The following is an 18,859-nucleotide window of genomic DNA, read 5'->3' as shown; positions in this document are numbered from 1 at the left end:
CATGAACGCCCTCAACTCCCTTCTGGACGGCTTCGGTACGGCCCTCACGCCGGTCAATCTCCTGTGGGCCGTGATCGGTGTGCTGCTCGGCACGGCGATCGGGGTGCTGCCGGGCATCGGCCCGGCGATGGCGGTGGCGCTGCTGCTGCCGGTGACGTACGGGCTCGACCCGACCGGCGCGTTCATCATGTTCGCCGGCATCTACTACGGCGCGATGTTCGGCGGCTCGACCACCTCCATCCTGCTCAACACCCCGGGCGAGAGCGCGGCCGTGGTGGCGGCCATGGAGGGCAACCCCATGGCCAAGTCGGGGCGTGGCGCCCAGGCCCTCGCGGCGGCCGCCGTCGGGCACTTCGCGGGCGGCCTGATCGGCACACTGCTGCTGGTGGCGCTCGCGCCGACGGTCGCGAAACTGGCCGTGGACATCGGCGCGCCGGACTACTTCGCCATCATGGTGCTGGCGTTCATCGCGGTGACCTCGGTGCTCGGCTCGTCCCGCATCCGGGGCCTGGCCTCCCTGCTGATCGGCCTCACCCTGGGGCTGGTGGGCCTGGACCAGATGACCGGCCAGCAGCGTCTGACGTTCGGCTCGCTCCAACTCGCCGACGGCATCGACGTGGTGATCGTCGCGGTCGGGCTCTTCGCGATCGGCGAGGCCCTGTGGGTGGCGGCCCATCTGCGGCGCAGGCCGCCGGAGCCGATCCCGGTGGGGCGTCCGTGGCTGGGCCGCGACGACGTGAACCGGACCTGGAAGTCGTGGCTGCGCGGCCCGTTCATCGGTTTCCCGTTCGGCGCGATCCCGGCCGGCGGCGCGGAGATACCCACCTTCCTGTCGTACGTGGCGGAGAAGCGCCTGTCGAAGCACAAGGACGAGTGGGGCAAGGGCGCCATCGAGGGCGTGGCGGGCCCGGAGTCGGCGGCGTCGGCCTCGGCGGCGGGCACGCTGGTGTCGATGCTGACCCTGGGCCTGCCGACCACCGCGGTCGCGGCCGTGATGCTGGCCGCCTTCCAGCAGTACGGCATCCAGCCCGGTCCGCTGCTCTTCGAGCGCGAACCCGACCTGGTGTGGGGCCTGATCGCCTCCCTGTTCGTCGGCATGGTGCTGCTGCTCGCACTGAACCTGCCACTGGCGCCCGTCTGGGCGAAACTGCTGCGCATCCCGCGGCCGTACCTCTACGCCGGGATCATGTTCTTCGCGGCGGTCGGTGCGTACGCGGTCGGCGGTGAGGTGATCGACCTGGTGATCCTGCTGATCATCGGCCTGATCGGCTTCGGCATGCGCCGCTACGGGCTGCCGGTGCTGCCCGCCGTGATCGGTGTGATCCTCGGGCCGAACGCCGAGCAGCAGTTGCGGCGCGCCCTGCAGATCAGCGACGGCAGCGTGACGGGGCTGGTCAACACGCCGTTCGCGGTGACCGTGTACGCGGTGATCGTGCTGCTGCTGGTGTGGCCGCTGCTGCGGAAGGCGGTGACGCGCAGCCGCGCCGCGGCCTGACCCGGTCCGCACGGCACCCGTTCCCGGGTGCCGTGCGGGTGTGACACTGCCGTGCCTGTGATCGGCGTCGTTGATGTGATCCGCGCTACAGTCACGCGGAAAGCGGTTTACGCCGCCCCGCAGTGGTCAGGCGCCGGGGATGTCGCACCGGCTCCCCCTCGCCGTATCTCCGGCAAGACGCGTTGTCACCCGCCTGGGTTCCCCGCACTCCGTACGGGAGGCGTGATGAGCGAGGACACCCTGCGCATGCGCGCGGTCGCGGCCGGCGAGGCGGAGCGCAAAGCGCCACCCGCCCCGGAACCGGCCGCCCGGCGGGACGCGTTCTTCGACAACGCCAAGTACCTGGCGATCGTGCTGGTGGCGATCGGGCACTCCTGGGAGCCCCTGCGGGACGGCAGCCGGGCGGCCGGCGCGCTCTACATGGTCGTGTACGCCTTCCACATGCCGGCGTTCATCGTGATCTCCGGCTACTTCTCGCGCTCCTTCGACGCGAGCCCGGGCCGGATCAGGCGGCTGGTCACGGGGCTCGCCGTGCCGTACGTCGTGTTCGAGACGGCGTACACGCTGTTCACGCGCTGGACCGACCAGGAGCCCGACCGGCCGGTGAGCCTGCTGGACCCCCTCTACCTGACCTGGTTCCTCATCGCCCTGTTCGTCTGGCGCCTGACCACGCCGATCTGGCAGCGCGTGCGGTGGCCGCTGCCCGTCGCCCTCGTCATCGCGATGCTGGCGACGCTCTCGCCGTCCATCGGCAACGACCTCGATCTGCAGCGCGCCCTGCAGTTCCTGCCGTACTTCGTCCTCGGTCTGCTGCTGCGGCCCGAGCACTTCCACCTGGTGCGGCGCCGTTCGGCACGGATCCTCGCCGTGCCGGTGTTCGCCGGTGCGCTGGCCGTGGCCTACTGGGCGGTGCCGCGGATGAGCGGCGCCTGGTTCTACCACCGCGACAGCGCCGCGGAGCTCGAGGCGCCCTCCTGGTACGGGCCCGTCATGACGCTGGTGACCTTCGGCTGCTCGATGATCCTGGTCGCCTGCTTCCTCGCCTGGGTGCCCGGCCGCCGCACCTGGTTCACCGTGCTGGGCGCGGGCACGCTCTACGGCTACCTGCTGCACGGCTTCGTCGCGCAGGGCTCCAAGTTCTGGGGCTGGTACGAGCCGGCATGGGTGCACCGGCCCCCGGGCGAGATCCTCGTGACGGTCGCCGCGGCGGCGCTCGTGACGGTCCTCTGCACCCCGCCCGTGCGGCGGGTGTTCCGCTGGGTGATGGAGCCCGACATGGCGTGGGCATTCCGCCGGGACGCGCGCGACCGGGCGCGGGAGCGCAGCGCCGTACGCGCGTGAGCGGACCGTCTCACGGCTCCTGACCGAGCGGGATCAGCAGCACCACGGGCGTGCGCGGCACGGACGCCGTCAGTCCCTCCGCGTCCCAGACGGGCCTCGCCGGCGTCCGCCGACGACGGGTGCAGGACGTCCGTCCGGACGTCCCTGCCGCCCCTTGCCGGACCGGGACGCGGAGTCGTGCCGGTCCGCGTGGGTCGACCTGGAGACGTCGACGGCGTCCTGCGCATGCCGCCCGAGGCGCAGTTCCCGGTCGACGACGATGTTGTAGTCGAGCTTGAGGTGGCCCACGCCCCGGTCGCCGGCGATGCGGTCGCCCGTCTTGTCGAGGTGGGCGCGGGCGGCGGGGTGGCGCAGGTCGAGCTGGTGGCGGCCCTGCTCGGGGAGGCGTAAGCCGTCGCGCTGGAAGAACGCCTCGGGCGGCAGTTTCGGCGTGCCGAGGTCCGCCCGAGGGGGCGGGCTGCGGCACCGGCGCGTGGGGTAGTGATTCCTTTCGGCCAATTCCGGCGCGCGGGAACGCGCAGCGCGGCCTCCTTCCACCCGCACCCTCTATGCTTCTACATGCTTGTAGAAGCCAGCACACGCACATGAAGGAGTGGACGCCACCATGGTGTTCAAACGACTGCTCGGCGCGCTCGGTGTCGGCGGCCCCACGGTCGACACGGTGCTCGACCCCGCTTCGGTCCGGCCCGGCGGCACGCTCACCGGTCAGGTCCATCTCGTGGGCGGCAAGGCCGACTTCGAGATCGAGCACATCACCCTGGAGCTGGTGGCCCGCGTCGAGGCGGAGCACGAGGGCGGTGAGAGCGAGGGTGTCGTGGCCTTCGACCGGTTCACCGTCGGCGGCGGTTTCCGGCTCGCGGAGGGCGAGCAGCACAGGGTGCCGTTCAGTGTGGTCCTGCCGTGGGAGACCCCGGTCACCGAGCTGCACGGGCAGAGCCTGGGCGTGGTCCTAGGGGTACGCACCGAGCTGTCGGTGGCGGGCGCGAAGGACAAGGGCGACCTGGACCGGCTGAACATCGCGCCGCTGCCGGTGCAGGAGGCCGTGCTCGAGGCCCTCGGCGGGCTCGGGTTCGGCTTCAGGTCGGCCGACCTCGAGTACGGGCGCATCGGCGGCACGGGCCAGCGACTGCCCTTCTACCAGGAGATCGAACTCGTCCCCGCGCCGCAGTACGCGCAGCGGTTCAACGAGATCGAGCTGACGTTCCTGGCGGGCCCGGGCGGCATGGAGGTCGTGCTGGAGGCGGACAAGCGGGGCGGTTTCGTGTCGGCGGGCCATGACACGCTCACCCGGTTCACCGTCTCCCATGACGGGGTGCGGCAGGAGGACTGGTCCGCGATCGTCGACGGGTGGATGCGGCAGCTGGCCGAGCAGCGGTCGTCCGGCTACGACTCCCCCACGCCGTTCGGCCCTGGCTTCGGCCACGGACACGGGGCCGGACACCAGGATGGCCGGGGCTCGGGCCCCGGCGTGGGCACGGCCGTCGCCGCGGGTGCGGCGGGACTTGCGGTCGGTGTCGTCGGTGGCATGGTCGCGGCCGAAGTCGTCGACGAGGTCGGGGACTTCTTCGAGGGCGAGGAGGAGGAAGAGGAGGGCTGAGGGGCAGGGGGTCCTCCTGTTGCCTGCCGGGTGCGGCGCCGTTGTGGCTTGTCGCGCAGTTCCCCGCGCCCCTCAGGGCGCGCCCGGAGCGCCAGACCATGCCGCACACGCCCGGGCCCCCGCCGCGGCTTCCTGAGTGGGGACTCCCGACGTCTGCCGGTGCGGCGCCATTGTGGCTCGTCGCGCAGTTCCCCGCGCCCCTCAGGGCACGCCCAAAGCGCCAGACCATGCCGCACACGCCCGGGCCCCCGCCGCGGCTTCCGGGGTGGGGACTCCCGATGCCTGCCGGGTGCGGCGCCGTTGTGGCTTGTCGCGCAGTTCCCCGCGCCCCTCAGGGCACGCCCAAAGCGCCAGACCATGCCGCACACGCCCGGGCCCCCGCCGCGGCTTCCGGGGTGGGGACTCCCGATGTCTGCCTGGTGCGGCGCCGTGTGGCTTGTCGCGCAGTTCCCCGCGCCCCTGAGGGCGCGCCCGGAGCGCCAGACCATGCCGCACACGCCCGGGCCCCCGCCGCGGCTTCCGGGGTGGGAACTCCCGATGTCTGCCGGGTGCGGCGCCGTTGTGGCTCGTCGCGCAGTCCCCCCGCCCCTGAGGGCGCGCCCGGTGGCGGGGTGAACGCAGGGCTAGAGCGGTGTGGCCGCGTGGAGGATGAGGACCATCGTCACGGCCGCGTTCGCGGAGGACATCGCCGAGACGGCCGTTCCCGCCGCAGCGCCCCAGGCGGCCAGGCCGACCGCCGTGAACACCGGTGGCCAGTCGGGCACAGCCGGGGCCGGGCCCAGCAGCGCCGCTACCCGGCGCGGTACCGGGCCAGGTGCGGCGAGTCCCGCGAGGGTCGGCAGCGGCGTGCCGCGCGAGACGAGTGCGGCCGTGCCGATCGCTCTCGCCACCGTGCGGCGGCTGCCGATCGTCCGGGCCGCCTCCTCGTCCGCCCACCGCTCCGCCGTGTACGCCACGGCGGTGCGCAGCGGCCGCAGGAACGGGTTGGCGCGGGCCGCCAGTTGCACGGCGAGCAGAAACCGGTCGTGGCGGGCGGCGAGGTGCGCCCGCTCGTGGGCGAACAGGGCCCGTCGCTCCGCCGGCCGGAGCCGGTCCAGCAGGGCCGTCGTCACCACGACGCGGCCGCGCCCCGCACCGCGGGCCGACAGGCCCCCGCCCCGGCGCCCCGCGGGCGGCAGCGCGTACGCGTAGGGCACGGCGTCGGGCAGGACCGCCACCTCCGTCCCCCGCAGCCCGGCCAGGGCCAGATGGGCCTGGCGGCGCACCCGCCCGTGCCGTCGCACCGTCCGGGCGCAGGCGACGAGGACCGCGCACAGCGCGGGAATCGCGGCCTTGCCCACGACCTCGTCGTAGGGCACCGCCGCCCGCACCTCGGGGTCGGACCAGCCGTCCGGCAAGGGGTTGCCGGGGAGTTGGGCGGTGCCGACCACCATCACCAGGGCCAGACAGACCGTGCTGCACAGCGCCAGCACGACGGCCAGCACCGTCAGCAGCCGGGTCGCGGTCCGCGGATGCAGATGCTGTTCGGCGAGGCGGGCGACCGGCCAGGCCGTGAGCGGAAGGATCAGTGGCAGAAAGACGAAGACCCCCATGAGGCGTCAGTCTTCCCCTTCACCCTGGGCCTGATCCAGCAGGTCTCGCAGCAGTCGCTCCTCGTCCGGGCCGAGGCCGGTGACGAAGCTGGCCAGCACGGCCCCGCGGTCGCTCTCGGCGTCCAGCACCTTGCGCATCTTCCGGGCGGCCAGGCCCGCCTGGTCCGAGTCCGGCGTCCAGGCGAAAGACCGGCCGACCCGCTCCCGGGAGACCGCACCCTTGCCCAGCAACCGGGTCAGGATCGTGATCACCGTCGTGTACGCGAGGTCACCACCGAGGCGCTCCTGCACCCAGCCGGCCGTGGCCGGGCCGTCCGCCTCCCGCAGCGCCGACAGCACCAGCGCCTCCAGCTCACCCTGTCCCCGCCGGGGACGCTGCCCGGGATCCGTCACCGCCCTGCCTCGCTTTCGCCGCCCTGCGTTGCCCTTGCGGACATCGTATAGATCCACCGGCCCGATCCCGCTTACTTCTACATTGCTGTAGATTCAGAGGGGTATCCACGCCGTCATCCACACCGCACGCGTCAAGCGCTCAAGAAGGAGTACCCCGTGGGAGTTTCCCTGTCCAAGGGCGGCAACGTCTCGCTCAGCAAGGAGGCGCCCGGCCTGACCGCCGTCCTGGTCGGCCTGGGCTGGGACGTGCGCACGACCACCGGCACCGACTACGACCTCGACGCCTCCGCCCTGCTCCTCGACGCCTCCGGCAAGGTCCCCTCGGACCAGCACTTCGTCTTCTACAACCAGCTCAAGAGCCCGGACGGTTCGGTCGAGCACACCGGCGACAACCTCACCGGCGAGGGCGAGGGCGACGACGAGTCCGTGAAGGTGAACCTCGCCGCCGTCCCGGCCGAGATCGACAAGATCGTGTTCCCGGTGTCCATCCACGACGCCGAGAACCGCGGCCAGAGCTTCGGACAGGTCCGCAACGCCTTCATCCGGGTCGTCAACCAGGCCGGCGGCCAGGAGATCGCCCGCTACGACCTGTCCGAGGACGCCTCCACGGAGACCGCGATGGTCTTCGGCGAGCTCTACCGGCACGGCGCCGAGTGGAAGTTCCGTGCCGTCGGCCAGGGCTACGCCTCGGGTCTGGCCGGCATCGCCGCCGACTTCGGCGTCAACGTCTGACACGGACCGACCGCGCCGCCGGGCCCGACCGCGTGTGGCCGGGCCCGGCGGCCGCCCCCAGCAACCGACCGGGAGACCATGTGGCCGACCCGTCCCGCCTCCGCCCGGACGACCGCGCGGACTTCGAAGCCGTACTGCACCACGCACTGGGCACCGCGGACATCCGCGACGCCCTGGGCGCCGACCCGACCGGCCGGGCCGCGGCGCACCTGCGCGCCCACGCACGGGCGCACGCCGACGACATCGCGGCGGCGGCCGAACGGCCGTACCGCTCCTACCTGGCCGTCCGCAGGGCCGTCCGCCACGAGGCGTGGAGCCTGCTCGGCGCGGGCAGCCTGCTGCCGGCCCTCGCGGTGCTCACACCGCTCGTGGCGGGCACGTCCGCCGCGGCACTGCTTCTGATCGGCGGTCTCCTCCACGTCGCCGGCGCCCTCGGCCCGTTGCCCGCTTCACTCGTCGCGGCCGGCTGGACCATGGCGCTGGTGGCGGCCGTGACCGGCCTCGTCACCCTGGCCGCCGTGCTGCACACGGCCCTGCGACGGCGCGGTGGGCCCCCGGCCGCCGACCAGGTGGAGCACGCCCGGCTGGTCTGGCGGCAGGAGCTGCTGGACCGCGGGATGCTGCCGCATCTGCGCCGGCACCTTGGGCCGCGTCCCGGGACGGCGATCACACCGTGCTCCCCGCCCGATACGCTCACGCCGTGCCCGGCCCGGGCGAGAGAGGACAGGACACCATGTTCGGACTGAGCGAGCTCGCGATCATTCTCATCGTCGTCATAGCCGTCATCGGGATGAAGAAGCTCCCCGAGCTGACCCGCTCGGCCGGCAAGGCGACGCGCATCCTGAAGGCCGAGGCCCGCGCGGCGAAGGAAGAGGAGGCCGGGACGGCCCCGGCGCCCAAGGTGGTGCAGGGCGAGGTCGTCCCGCCGGGCAACGGCACCACCCCGCCCGGCGCCCGGCCGGCGGGCGCCCCGGACCACCCCTGATCCGTCCCCGTGACTACAGCGTGCGCTCCAGGCGGTCCGCCACGAGCCTGACGAAGCGCGCCGGGTCCTTGGGCTGGCCGCCCTCGGCGAGCACCGCCAGGGTGTGCAGCAGTTCGGCGGACTCGGCGAGCTCCGTGCGGTCCTCACTCGCCTGGTACGCCTGGTGCAGGCCCTTCACCAGCGCGTGGCCGGGGTTGAGCTCCAGGATCCGCTTGGTGCGCGGCACCTCCTGGCCCATCGCCCGGTACATGTTCTCCAGGGCCGGGGTCAGGTCGTGCGCGTCCGAGACGACGCAGGCCGGGGAGACCGTGAGCCGCGTGGAGAGGCGGACCTCCTTGAGGTCCTCGTCGAGCCGCTCCCGCATCCAGCCGAGCAGCCCGGCGTACTCCTCGGCCTGCTTCTCCCGCTCCTCGCCGGCCTTCTCCTCGCCCTCGGCGCCGAGATCGATCTCGCCCTTGGCGACGGACCGCAGTTTCTTGCCCTCGTACGTGCCGACGGCGTCGACCCAGACCTCGTCGACGGCGTCGGTGAGGAGCAGGACCTCGATGCCCTTGTCGCGGAACGCCTCCATGTGCGGGGAGTTCTCGATGCTCTGCCGGGACTCGCCGGTGATGAACCAGATGTCGTCCTGGCCGTCCTTCATCCGCTCCACGTACTGCGCGAGCGTGGTCGGCGCGTCGGCGGAGTACGTGGTCGCGAACGAGGAGACGGCGAGGAGGGCGTCGCGGTTCTCGGAGTCGGTGACCAGGCCCTCCTTCAGGGCGGTGCCGAACTCGCGCCAGAAGGCGGCGTAGCGGTCGGCGTCCTTGGTCATGAACTCCTTGACCGTGGAGAGCACCTTCTTGGTCAGCCGGCGCTGCATCATCCGGATGTGCCGGTCCTGCTGGAGGATCTCGCGCGAGACGTTGAGCGAGAGGTCCTGCGCGTCGACGACGCCCTTGACGAAGCGGAGGTAGGGCGGCAGCAGCGCCTCGCAGTCGTCCATGATGAACACGCGCTTCACGTACAGCTGGACGCCGCGCTTGAAGTCCCGCGTGAACAGGTCGTGCGGGGCGTGCGAGGGGACGAAGAGCAGGGCCTGGTACTCGAAGGTGCCCTCGGCCTGGAGCCGGATCGTCTCCAGGGGCTCGCGCCAGTCGTGGCTGATGTGCTTGTACAGCTCGTGGTACTCGTCGTCGGACACCTCGTCGCGCGAGCGGGCCCACAGGGCCTTCATCGAGTTCAGCGTCTCGGGCTCGGGCGTGTCCTCACCGTCCCCCGCCTCCGGGACCATCCGGATCGGCCAGGTGATGAAGTCCGAGTAGCGCTTGACGATCTCCCGGATCGTCCACTCGGAGGTGTAGTCGTGCAGCTGGTTCTCGGGGTCGGCGGGCTTGAGGTGGAGCGTCACGGACGTGCCCTGCGGCGCGTCGTCGACCCGCTCCAGCGTGTACGTCGCCTCGCCGCGCGACGTCCAGCGGGTCCCCTGGCCCTCGCCGGCGCGCCGGGTCACCAGCGTCATCTCGTCCGCGGCCATGAAGCCGGAGTAGAAGCCGACACCGAACCGGCCGATGAGCCCCTCGGCCCCTGCCTCGTCCTTGGCCTCCTTCAGCTCCTCCAGGAACGCGGCCGTCCCCGAGTTGGCGATGGTGCCGATGAGCTTGCCGACCTCGTCGTACGACATGCCGATGCCGTTGTCCCGCACGGTGAGGGTGCGGGCCTCCTTGTCGACGTCGAGCTCGATGTGCAGGTCCGACACGTCGGCGTCGAGGGAGTCGTCCCGCAGCTTCTCCAGACGCAGCTTGTCGAGCGCGTCGGAGGCGTTGGAGACGAGCTCCCTCAGGAAGACATCCTTGTTCGAGTAGACCGAGTGGATCATCAGCTGGAGCAGCTGACGCGCCTCTACCTGGAACTCAAACGTTTCGGTCGTCATGGTTCGCGAATCCCTCACAGGTCCCACAGTCGCCTGAACTGGTGGGTGTCACTGTAAAACACCAAGTCAGGCCGGGGCCCCGGAAGTCAGACGAGGTGGGCGAAGACGACCAGATTCTCGGTGTAGTCCCGGGCCTGACGGTCGTAGGTGCCGGAGCAGGTGATGAGCCGGACCTGGGCCTTGGGGGTGTCGCCGTACACGCGGTCGCTGGGGAAGGCGTCCTTCTCGAAGGACTCCGTGGCGTCGACGGCGAACGTCGCCTTGCTGCCGTCGGCCCGCGCCACCTGGAACCGGTCGCCCTTCTTCAGCGCGTTGAGCCCGGCGAACACGGCCGGGGCGGTCGCGGTGTCCACGTGCCCGGCGATGATCGCGGTGCCGGCCTCCCCGGGCGTGTGGCCCTTGGCGTACCAGCCGACGAGGTTGGTGTCGTTCGCCGGCGGCGGCTCCAGCTGCCCGTCGTCGTTGATGGCGAGAGCGGTGAAGGGCGCGTCGACCGAGATCTTGGGGATGAGCAGACGCACCGGCCGGGACCGCGGCAGGTGGGGGCCGGACGCGCCGGGCCGGTTGGGCACCGCGGACGGGGACGGTGTGTCGGGCAGGTCGGGGCCGGCCGAGGCGGTGGCCACGGCGGGCGGCGCGTGCGGCGGGCCGGCGTCCGGCGACTCACCGCGGCCGCCGACCAGGTTCACGGTCAGGACGAGGGTGGCCACCACCCAGAGCACCGTCACCACGTGGCGGAAGCGTCGCTTCGCCGGGGCGGGGCCGAGGTCGGGAAAAGGGGAGGGACTGGCTGCCATCAAGGACCACCTCATTCAGGCACGGCAGCGGGCACGGCACGCGGGAGGGGGGACCAGGGGGCTTCTGACGGATCTCCGCGGCGGAAGGAGCGGCGTCCGGTGCGCGTTCCCGGCGGGCCGGCCGGGAGGTCTCGTAGCCGAGCCGCCAGGCCTTTCGTCCGGAGCGGCGAGAGCACGTGCCGGACGTCGCGACGCCGCGGAGATCCGTCGGAAGCGCCCAGGCCGGGCCGCCGCGACGCGAGGAGCACGTGCGGCGGCCACGGCGCTATGTCAGACACCGGTCACGCGGCGCCCTGCGCGGCCCGCTGGCGACGCAGCGCGAACAGACCGGTACCGGCCACCGCCAGCACCGCCAGACCACCGGCGGTCACGCCCGGAGCGGAGGCCAGGCCGCCGCCACCGGTGTGCATGCCGCCGCGCGGCTTCTCGTGCTTGCCCTCCCAGGAGCCCTTGTCGTGCTTGCCCCCTTCTTCGTCCTTGCCGCCCCAGTCGCCCTTGTCGCCGGAGCCGCCCTCTTCCTTGCCGCCCCAGTCGCCCTCTTCGTCCTTGTAGGAGTCCGGGTCGTACTTGGAGCCCTCCCAGTCGTCCGAGTTCACGGACGCCAGCGCCCCGCCGCCGGTGTGCATGCCGCCGTGCGGCTTGTCGTGCTTGTCGTGCTTGCCCTCCCAGCTCTTCTCCTGCCCGTCGTCCTTGCCGTGCTCCTTGCCCTCTTCGTCGCCCTTGTCGCCCCAGTCGCCCTTGTCCTTCTCGGAGGAGTCCCAGTCGTCCGCGTTGACCGCGGACAGCGCTCCGCCACCGGTGTGCATGCCGCCGTGGGGCTTGTGGTGCTTGTCGTGCTTGCCCTCCCAGCCCTTCTCCTCCCCGTCGTCCTTGCCGTGCTCCTTGCCGTGCTCCTTGCCGTGCTCCTTGCTGTAGGAAGTGGTGTCGTGGTCACTGTCACCCATCGCGTCGGCGTAGGCGGCGGGTGCGGCGATCGCGAGGGCGGCCGTGGCGGTGGCCGTCGCGAGCATCATGCGGGCAGAGCGCATCGGTGAGTCCTTTCGTCGCGAGCCGGGCAGCTGACGCCTCGCCAGCTCACGAGACCCGCCCTCGACGTGAACCACCGTCAAACGAGCCGGGCCGTCCCACCATCCAGGGCGTGCACATGGGTTAAGACGACACCCTGACGGCGGCACACCAGGGCCCTCCGGCCGCCTCCGGAGGGACTCGGACGGCCGCCGCGTCAGCGCCTTCCGGCCACGTCCGGAGGGACTCGGACGGCCGCCCGCGTCAGCGCCTCCCGAACCCCCGGTGCGTCATACGGGCCGGGTCCGGATCGGCCAGTTGCGCCGCCATGCCGACGAGGACGAGCCCACTCGCGATGAGCAGCCCCTGGGCCAGGGCGATGCCGGTGCCCAGCACGACGACGCCGAGTGCCAGCCCCCACCAGGCACCGGTGCGCCGGTACTCGCGGGGCCGGGCCGGCCGGCCGGTTCTCATGGCCCGGGTGAAACGGGGGTCCTCCCGCTCGAGTCGTGCTTCGAGATCGACCAGGCGCTGGTCTTCGGACTGGGGCACGGCTTCTCCTTCCCGGAACCCGAGCGCTTCGAGGCAGGGCACAGCCGAGGCCATGACAAGTCCTGGGGTGTCGGGCCCTGTGCGGTGCGGAGGGAGACAGGTCTGCGATGCGGCGGTACGGCCGGCCGCGGCTGTCTCACCAGGGCTTCAGCTTCTCCCCCCTCCGGCGGCTTCCACCATCGGGCCCCACCCTCATCCTTCCCGGTGGCCGTCCCCCATGAACGCCGGTCCGACAGGCGTGTGTTCGGCCCGAGGATGGGTGCTGTCACGGATGGCGGCCGGGCCCGGGGACGCCCACGCTGGGTGGGGACGGTCTCGAGGAGGCGGTACGCGGTGCCCTTGTTCTGGCGGATCTTCCTGCTGAACGCCCTCGTGCTCATCGCGGCCACGGCGCTGCTGCTGGGCCCGGTGACGGTGTCCACGCCGGTCCTGCTCACCGAGGCCGCGGTGCTGACGGTGGGCCTCGCCGCGATGCTCGTCGCGAACGCCCTGCTGCTGCGGGTCGGTCTCGCCCCGCTCCAGCGCCTGACGCGGGCCATGACGACGATCGACCTGCTGCGTCCGGGTCAGCGTCCCGCCGTCGGCGGGCAGGGGGAGGTCGCCGAGCTGATCACGACCTTCAACACCATGGTCGACCGTCTCGAGGAGGAGCGGGCCACCAGCAGCGCCCGGGTGCTGTCCGCCCAGGAGGCCGAGCGGCGCCGTGTCGCGCAGGAGCTGCACGACGAGGTCGGTCAGACCCTCACCGCCGTCCTGCTCGAACTCGAGCGCGTGGCCGGGCAGGCGCCGCCCGGGCTGCGGGAGGAGGTGCGTCAGGTGCAGGAGACGACCCGGGCCGGCCTGGACGAGGTCCGCCGGATCGCCCGCCGGTTGCGCCCCGGGGTGCTGGACGAACTCGGGCTTGCCAGCGCGCTCAAGTCGCTGGCCACCGACTTCGGCGGGCCCGGCCTGTCCGTGCGGCACCGGCTGGACGCGGATCTGCCGCCGCTCGGCCGGGAGGCCGAACTCGTCCTCTACCGGGTCGCGCAGGAGGGGCTGACCAACGTGGCCCGGCACGCGCGGGCGCGGCACGCCGAGATCGCGCTGCGGCGTGCCGGCCCGGGGGTGGAGCTGTGTGTCCGCGACGACGGGCACGGCACCGGCGACGCGGCGGAGGGGGCCGGCATCCGGGGTATGCGCGAGCGTGCGCTGCTGGTCGGCGCCGGTCTCGTCCTGGGCCCCGGCCCGGGCGGAGGCACCGAGGTCCGCCTCATCGTCCCCGGCCCCGCCCCCCTACCCGATCCCGACCGGAACGGCCGATCATGACCGACTCCCCCACCCGCATCCTGCTCGCCGACGACCACGCCCTGGTGCGGCGCGGCGTCCGGCTCATCCTGGACGCCGAGCCCGACCTCACCGTGGTCGCCGAGGCGGACGACGGCGCCGAGGCCGTCGCCCGTGCCCGGGAGCACCGGCCCGACCTGGCCGTCCTCGACATCGCCATGCCGCGCCTGACGGGGCTCCAGGCCGCCCGGGAGCTGTCCCGGACCTGTCCGGAGACCCGGATCCTCATCCTGACCATGTACGACAACGAGCAGTACTTCTTCGAGGCGCTGGGCGCCGGTGCGTCGGGCTACGTCCTCAAGTCGGTCGCGGACCGCGACCTGGTCGAGGCGTGCCGGGCCACGATGCGGGGCGAGCCGTTCCTGTATCCCGGTGCCGTCGACGCGCTGATCCGCGACCACCTCGACCGGGTCCGGGAGGGCGGCACGGGGTCCTCCCGGACCCTCACCGACCGCGAGGAGGAGATCCTCAAGCTCGTCGCCGAGGGCCACACCTCGCAGCGGATCGCGGACCTGCTGGTCATCAGCCCGAAGACGGTGGAGCGGCACCGGGCGAACGTGCTCCAGAAGCTCGGTCTGAAGGACCGTCTGGAACTGACCCGCTACGCCATCCGCGTCGGGCTGATCGAGCCGTGAGCGGGCCGGGGACCGCCGCCGCCCCGCTACCGTTCGGCCTCGGCCGGCTGGGGGGCGGACGGCGTGCCGTCGCTCTCGGGCCCGGCCTCGTACGCCGGGGCGGTGCGGTGGCCGGGCAGGAGGTCCTGGCCGGCCCGGAGCGCGCGGGCGAGCAGGTGCGCGCGTCCGGCGGCGATGGGTCCGAGGACCGCGAGGACGAGGACGTACCCGGCGATGAACGGGGCGAGCCGGGCGTCGAGTCCGGCGCTGGCGGCCATGGCGGCCAGGATCAGCGCGAACTCCCCGCGGGCCACGAGGGTGGTGGCGATCTCGGCGGCGGGGTCGATGCCGTAGCGGTAGACGCGGGCGACGAGGAGACCGGCGAGGACGTTCATGACGAGGGTCAGTGCGGCCGCCGCGGCGACGGGTCCGACGACGGAGAGGATGTCGCCGGGGTCGATGGAGAGGCCGAAGGCGAAGAAGAAGATGGCCGCGAAGGCGTCGCGCAGCGGGTGCACCAGGTCCCGGATCCGCGGGCCGGAGGGGGTGCCGGCCAGGATCAGGCCGACCATGAACGCGCCGATGGCGTCGGCGACTCCGAGGACCTCGGAGACTCCCGCCACCAGCACGGCCGCGCCGAGGAAGCTGATGACGAGCAGTTCGTTGTCGCGGGTCGCGATGAGCCGCCCGACCAGTTTGGTGCCGTAGCGGGCCGCCGCGGCCAGCAGCAGCAGGAAGCCGAAGGCCTTGGCGCCCTGCTGGACCATGTCGCCGACGCCCTGGGCGCCGCCGATGACGGGCTGGAGGGCGGCCAGGTACAGCGCGAGGAAGATGTCCTCGACCACGATGACGCCCAGGATGAGGCGGGTCTCCGGGCGGCCGATGCGGCCCAGGTCGATGAGGATCTTGGTGACGATGGCGGAGGAGGAGATCCCGAGGACACCGGCGAGGACCAGTGCCTCCCGGACGCCCCAGCCCAGGGCGAAGCCGAATCCCAGGCCCGCGCCGACGTTGAGCAGGAGGTAGATCCCGCCCGCTGTCAGCAGCCGCCGGCCGCCGCTCCTGAGGTCGTCGAGGTGGAACTCCAGGCCGAGGTAGAACAGCAGCAGCACCAGGCCGAGTGCCGAGAGCATCTCGAAGTCGTGTGCGTCCTGGACGATGACCAGACCGGGGGTGTGGGGGCCGAGCAGGATGCCCGCGAGCATGAACAGCGGGATCGTGGGGAGGCCGATTCTGCCGCCGAGGCGGGCGAGGAAAGCGGCGGCCAGGAAGGCTCCGCCCATGGCGAGAAGGCTGTCAGCGTGTCCCACGGTTCACCACCTTCGTGGACGCGCAGGCGGATCGTTTCACCGAGCGGGGATGGATAGGGGCTCCTCCTCCAGGGGGGTGCGGCGGGCGGCGTCGTGCGCCTCTCGGCGCATCCCGAGGCTGCGGCCATGACGATGCGGCGCGGCGGCTCGGGCGGTGCTGCCAGCCTCACACGGGCTCCCGGCCCGCCACCATCGGTGCCCGCACCCACATCCGGGTGGGGACGACACCCATCCTCGGCGAGGCTCCCCCGGGGTCAGACCTGCCGGTGGTCGATGCCCAGCAGACTCGCGGCCGACCGGAAGCCGGCGGTGTGGTGGCCGACCGCGAGGGACCAGTGGTGGCCGACGCCCGTGGCGCTCCAGGCGTCGACCCACTCTCCGGGGTCGCGGCCGAAGTCGACCCGGCTGGTGGTGTTGCCGATCTCCAGCAGCGGTCCCGGTACGACGGTGCCCTCGGAGGTGACGAAGGACAGACTGCCGTCGGCGTCCTGTCCGAGACCGAGCAGGGTGACGGGGCCGTGCCGGACGTCGAGCTCGACGCTCACGCCCCAGCCGCGTTTGCCGTGGTAGACGCCGAGGCCGCGCAGCAGCGGGTCACGGGCGCCGAGCGCGAGGTGGGCGGGGCCGTCATGGCCCATCTCCACGACGCCGTCCTCGAAGTCGAGGGCCTGGATCTCGGTGAACGAACCTCCGGCACCTACGCTCTGGGAGGCCAACTGGGCGACGGAGGTGCGCAGTTCGTACTCACCGGCCGCGGGCACGCCCCGGGCGGTCAGCAGGGAGGCGCCGAGGATCATGCCGGCGGCGAGCCGCTCGTGCAGTTCGCCGTCCAGCCCGCGGTGGTAGTAGGCGAGGCTGTCGAGACCGAAGTCCGCGACCAGCCGGTCCAGGGCGACGGACACGGTCGCACCCCAGGCGAAGTCCTCCTCCACCACGCTCTCGTCGAGGGTGAACACCTGCCGGGCGAGCGCCATCCGCTCCCGGGTCTCCGCCTCCGTCACCTGCTCCACGCGGTGCCGCAGGTCGTCGAACTCCAGGACCTCCACGTGCGAGCCGAACGTCGTGGCGAGCAGGGTCGGATCGGTCTGCACATCGAGCATGCCGGGGTAGACGTGCCCCATGAGGCCGTGCCGGGCGTGCCGGAGCGCGGCCCGGACGCGGGCGGCCCGGATCCACTGCTCGATGCGCCGCCAGGCGGATTCCTGGTGCAGCCAGCCCGAGACCGAGCGGAAGGGGATGCCGGCACGGCGGAAGACGTTGCCCACCTCGGGGACGGAGCACTGGGCGCAGTAGGCCAGCCAGTCCCCGGTGCCGAAGGTCGCGTGGTCCATCCTCTCGGACGGCTGGAGGTCGACGACCAGGACCGGGGTGTGCGAGCGCTGTGCGATCGGCAGCACCATCGAGGAGGTGAGGTACGTGGTGAGGAACAGCACGATCAGGTCGCAGTCGGCCCTGCGCAACTCCTCGGCGGCGCGGGCGCCTTCCCGGGCGTCGGAGACGAACCCGGCGTCGGTCACCTCCGCGTCCATCTCCCGGAACCGGCCGGCGACATGGGCGGCCGATTCCCGCAACCGCGTCAGGAGGCCGGGGAACTGCGGCCAGTAGGTGCCCAGTCCGCCGGCGACCAGTCCGATCCGGGTGCGGCGCCGGGTGACCGGCGGGAGCAGGTCGTGCAGGGCGGCGGTCGGTTCGGCCGTGCGGTCCGTGGTCGTCGCCATGGTCAGTGCTCCTTGTCGGAGAGGCCGGCGGGCCAGGTGCTGGGGACGCGCAGGTCCGCCGCGTCCCGCGCGGGGCTCGCGGATCGCGGGACCAGGACGCGGATGATGAACACGCCCGCGAGCGCCGCCGCGGTCATGCAGGCGGTGATCGTCCACAGGAGGACGGACGGGCTGTGGTCGGCCAGGGCCGGGGTGAAGAACGCCGCGACCGCGAAGACGCCCCGGGACAGGGCGTAGGTCAGGCCCTGGGTGGTGCCGCGGGTGTCCGCGGGCAGCGTGAGCTGCGACCACACCTTGTAGTTGGTCTCTCCGGCGAACGGGTGGGAGAGCTGGTAGAGCACGAAGAAGACGAGCATGCCGACGAGCGCGCCCGCGGTCAGGGACGCGATGACGAAGGCGAGGATCTGCACCACCGCGGCCATGTGGAACAGCCGGTCGCGCCAGGGGCTGTCGGCGACGCGCACGAAGGCGAGGGTGAGCAGCACGCCTACGGGGATGAAGGCCAGGTTGATCCCGGTGGCGAGGCTCTGCGAGGCGTCGCTGACGGTGACGAGCAGATAGGTGCCGAACTGGCCGAAGGTGTTGGCCCCGAGACCCCAGGTCACATAGAAGACGAAGGTCGCGGCCATCGGCAGCAGGGCTGCGCGGGTCCACACGCTCTTCAGGGAGCTGTTCTCCGGCGCGGTCCCGGTGTCCGGCTCCGACAGCGCGTCGGGCAGTTTGAGCCGGGATCTCAGGGCCCAGGTGATCAGTGCCGCGACGGCGAGTTGTCCGGTGATGAGCCGGGCTCCGGTCATGCCCGTGGTGGACAGGACGAAGCCGAGGAAGACGGCGACAGCGATGCCCAGCATCCACATGACCTGCGTGAACGCCACCAGTCTGCCCCGGGCCCAGGCGGGTGCGGCGTCCGACACCACGGCCAGCGACGTCGGCAGGTCAGCGCCGGCCGCGAGCCCCGCGACCAGGACGCCGACGAGCAGGGTGATGTCGTCCGGTGCGAAGGTGATGACGAGGGCGCCGATCGCGAAGCAGAAGATGTCCCAGTTGTAGACGCGGCGGCGGCCGAAGAGGTCGGCGAGCCGTCCGCCGACGAGGGATCCGACGGCGATGCAGCCGGTGACGATCGCGCTGATCGCCCCGGCCATCCACACGCCCATGTCGTAACTGTCCCGGTAGATGGCCAGGTTGACGGAGATGCTCACGATCAGCCCGGCGTCGAGGTAGGAGGCCATGCCCGACAGGGCGGCGGCCTTCCAGAGCGGTGGGGGGATGGGGCGGGTACCGGCCATGATGCGACTCCGTCGTCTGGTGACATCGCGGTTCCGGGGGCCTGGTCGCTGCGAATATAGGGCGGGAAAAACGTTGCAACAAGGTGTCGTGCACGCATGGGCGACATGACGCCGAAATCCTGGGTTCCGTACGGGGATATGGACCGCCCGCCCCAGCTCGCCTACGGTGAGGACGGCCTGAAAACGTTTCAGGGGAAGGACCGT

General features: G+C 72.2%; 18 protein-coding genes. 8 read left to right on the top strand and 10 right to left on the bottom strand.

All coding sequences use genetic code 11. From position 1 onward, the window contains the following. Position 1 precedes the first annotated feature (1 nt). Both IGS69_RS31320 and IGS69_RS31315 read left to right on the top strand, forming a co-directional pair. Positions 2–1,495: a tripartite tricarboxylate transporter permease gene (locus IGS69_RS31320; RefSeq protein WP_190903824.1), complete on the top strand. Its 1,494-nt coding sequence runs from the start codon at positions 2–4 to the stop codon at positions 1,493–1,495. Between the two features lie 225 nt (positions 1,496–1,720). Continuing rightward, positions 1,721–2,836, top strand: a complete 1,116-nt coding sequence (locus IGS69_RS31315; RefSeq protein ID WP_190903823.1) for an acyltransferase family protein — start codon at positions 1,721–1,723, stop codon at positions 2,834–2,836. A gap of 69 nt (positions 2,837–2,905) precedes the next feature. Here the strand turns inward: IGS69_RS31315 and IGS69_RS31310 are convergent, their stop codons facing one another. Beyond that, the gene (locus IGS69_RS31310; RefSeq protein ID WP_190904785.1) at positions 2,906–3,334 is read right to left on the bottom strand and encodes an alpha-galactosidase; all 429 of its coding nucleotides are present in this window, start codon (positions 3,332–3,334) and stop codon (positions 2,906–2,908) included. A 106-nt stretch (positions 3,335–3,440) separates the two neighbouring features. Here IGS69_RS31310 and IGS69_RS31305 point away from each other — a divergent pair, with 106 nt between their 5' ends. After that, on the top strand, positions 3,441–4,433 hold the full coding sequence (locus IGS69_RS31305; RefSeq protein WP_190903822.1) for a sporulation protein: 993 nt from the start codon (positions 3,441–3,443) through the stop codon (positions 4,431–4,433). 623 nt (positions 4,434–5,056) lie between these two features. Here IGS69_RS31305 and IGS69_RS31300 read toward each other — a convergent pair. Both IGS69_RS31300 and IGS69_RS31295 read right to left on the bottom strand, forming a co-directional pair. Further along, positions 5,057–6,025, bottom strand: a complete 969-nt coding sequence (locus IGS69_RS31300; protein WP_190903821.1) for a M56 family metallopeptidase — start codon at positions 6,023–6,025, stop codon at positions 5,057–5,059. 6 nt (positions 6,026–6,031) lie between these two features. After that, positions 6,032–6,418, bottom strand: coding sequence for a BlaI/MecI/CopY family transcriptional regulator (locus IGS69_RS31295; protein WP_031112169.1), 387 nt, complete (start codon positions 6,416–6,418; stop codon positions 6,032–6,034). 156 nt (positions 6,419–6,574) lie between these two features. Here IGS69_RS31295 and IGS69_RS31290 point away from each other — a divergent pair, with 156 nt between their 5' ends. The 3 genes from IGS69_RS31290 to IGS69_RS31280 all read left to right on the top strand — a co-directional run bounded on the left by IGS69_RS31290 (position 6,575) and on the right by IGS69_RS31280 (position 8,135). Continuing rightward, complete coding sequence (locus IGS69_RS31290) at positions 6,575–7,150, top strand: TerD family protein (RefSeq protein ID WP_190903820.1); 576 nt, start codon at positions 6,575–6,577, stop codon at positions 7,148–7,150. Positions 7,151–7,230: 80 nt separating this feature from the next. Continuing rightward, positions 7,231–7,896, top strand: a complete 666-nt coding sequence (locus IGS69_RS31285; RefSeq protein ID WP_190903819.1) for a hypothetical protein — start codon at positions 7,231–7,233, stop codon at positions 7,894–7,896. After that, positions 7,884–8,135 carry a twin-arginine translocase TatA/TatE family subunit gene (locus IGS69_RS31280; protein WP_190903818.1) on the top strand — a complete coding sequence of 84 codons (252 nt, stop codon included), beginning with the start codon at positions 7,884–7,886 and terminating at the stop codon, positions 8,133–8,135. The genes IGS69_RS31285 and IGS69_RS31280 overlap by 13 nt, the downstream gene beginning before the upstream one ends. A 13-nt stretch (positions 8,136–8,148) precedes the next feature. On the opposite strand, the gene htpG is transcribed toward IGS69_RS31280, so the two are convergent. From htpG to IGS69_RS31260, 4 genes are all read right to left on the bottom strand, one after another. Further along, complete coding sequence (gene htpG, locus IGS69_RS31275) at positions 8,149–10,047, bottom strand: molecular chaperone HtpG (protein ID WP_190903817.1); 1,899 nt, start codon at positions 10,045–10,047, stop codon at positions 8,149–8,151. An 86-nt stretch (positions 10,048–10,133) separates the two neighbouring features. After that, complete coding sequence (locus IGS69_RS31270; protein WP_190903816.1) at positions 10,134–10,844, bottom strand: class F sortase; 711 nt, start codon at positions 10,842–10,844, stop codon at positions 10,134–10,136. Between the two features lie 281 nt (positions 10,845–11,125). After that, positions 11,126–11,872 (bottom strand): hypothetical protein, encoded by a 747-nt coding sequence (locus IGS69_RS31265; RefSeq protein ID WP_190903815.1) that lies wholly within the window; start codon positions 11,870–11,872, stop codon positions 11,126–11,128. A 241-nt stretch (positions 11,873–12,113) separates the two neighbouring features. After that, positions 12,114–12,401: a DUF3040 domain-containing protein gene (locus tag IGS69_RS31260; protein ID WP_190903814.1), complete on the bottom strand. Its 288-nt coding sequence runs from the start codon at positions 12,399–12,401 to the stop codon at positions 12,114–12,116. A gap of 333 nt (positions 12,402–12,734) precedes the next feature. Here IGS69_RS31260 and IGS69_RS31255 point away from each other — a divergent pair, with 333 nt between their 5' ends. Together IGS69_RS31255 and IGS69_RS31250 are read left to right on the top strand one after the other, a co-directional pair. Then, a complete protein-coding gene (locus tag IGS69_RS31255; RefSeq protein ID WP_198427732.1) occupies positions 12,735–13,706 on the top strand; it encodes a HAMP domain-containing sensor histidine kinase in 972 nt (323 codons plus the stop codon). Next, positions 13,703–14,359 carry a response regulator gene (locus IGS69_RS31250; protein ID WP_190903812.1) on the top strand — a complete coding sequence of 219 codons (657 nt, stop codon included), beginning with the start codon at positions 13,703–13,705 and terminating at the stop codon, positions 14,357–14,359. The genes IGS69_RS31255 and IGS69_RS31250 overlap by 4 nt, the downstream gene beginning before the upstream one ends. Before the next feature lie 26 nt (positions 14,360–14,385). On the opposite strand, the gene IGS69_RS31245 is transcribed toward IGS69_RS31250, so the two are convergent. From IGS69_RS31245 to IGS69_RS31235, 3 genes are all read right to left on the bottom strand, one after another. After that, positions 14,386–15,648 (bottom strand): cation:proton antiporter, encoded by a 1,263-nt coding sequence (locus IGS69_RS31245; protein WP_190903811.1) that lies wholly within the window; start codon positions 15,646–15,648, stop codon positions 14,386–14,388. 254 nt (positions 15,649–15,902) lie between these two features. Next, positions 15,903–17,366, bottom strand: coding sequence for an L-fucose/L-arabinose isomerase family protein (locus IGS69_RS31240; RefSeq protein ID WP_190903810.1), 1,464 nt, complete (start codon positions 17,364–17,366; stop codon positions 15,903–15,905). 2 nt (positions 17,367–17,368) lie between these two features. Further along, entirely contained in the window at positions 17,369–18,655 is a 1,287-nt protein-coding gene (locus IGS69_RS31235) for an MFS transporter (RefSeq protein ID WP_190903809.1), read from the bottom strand. Positions 18,656–18,859 lie beyond the last annotated feature (204 nt).

Origin of the sequence: Streptomyces tuirus (genome assembly GCF_014701095.1) — a bacterium.
In the GTDB taxonomy this organism is placed as follows: domain Bacteria; phylum Actinomycetota; class Actinomycetes; order Streptomycetales; family Streptomycetaceae; genus Streptomyces; species Streptomyces tuirus.
Note: the sequence above shows the minus strand (reverse complement) of the source record. Positions and strands in the feature narration are given on the sequence as shown.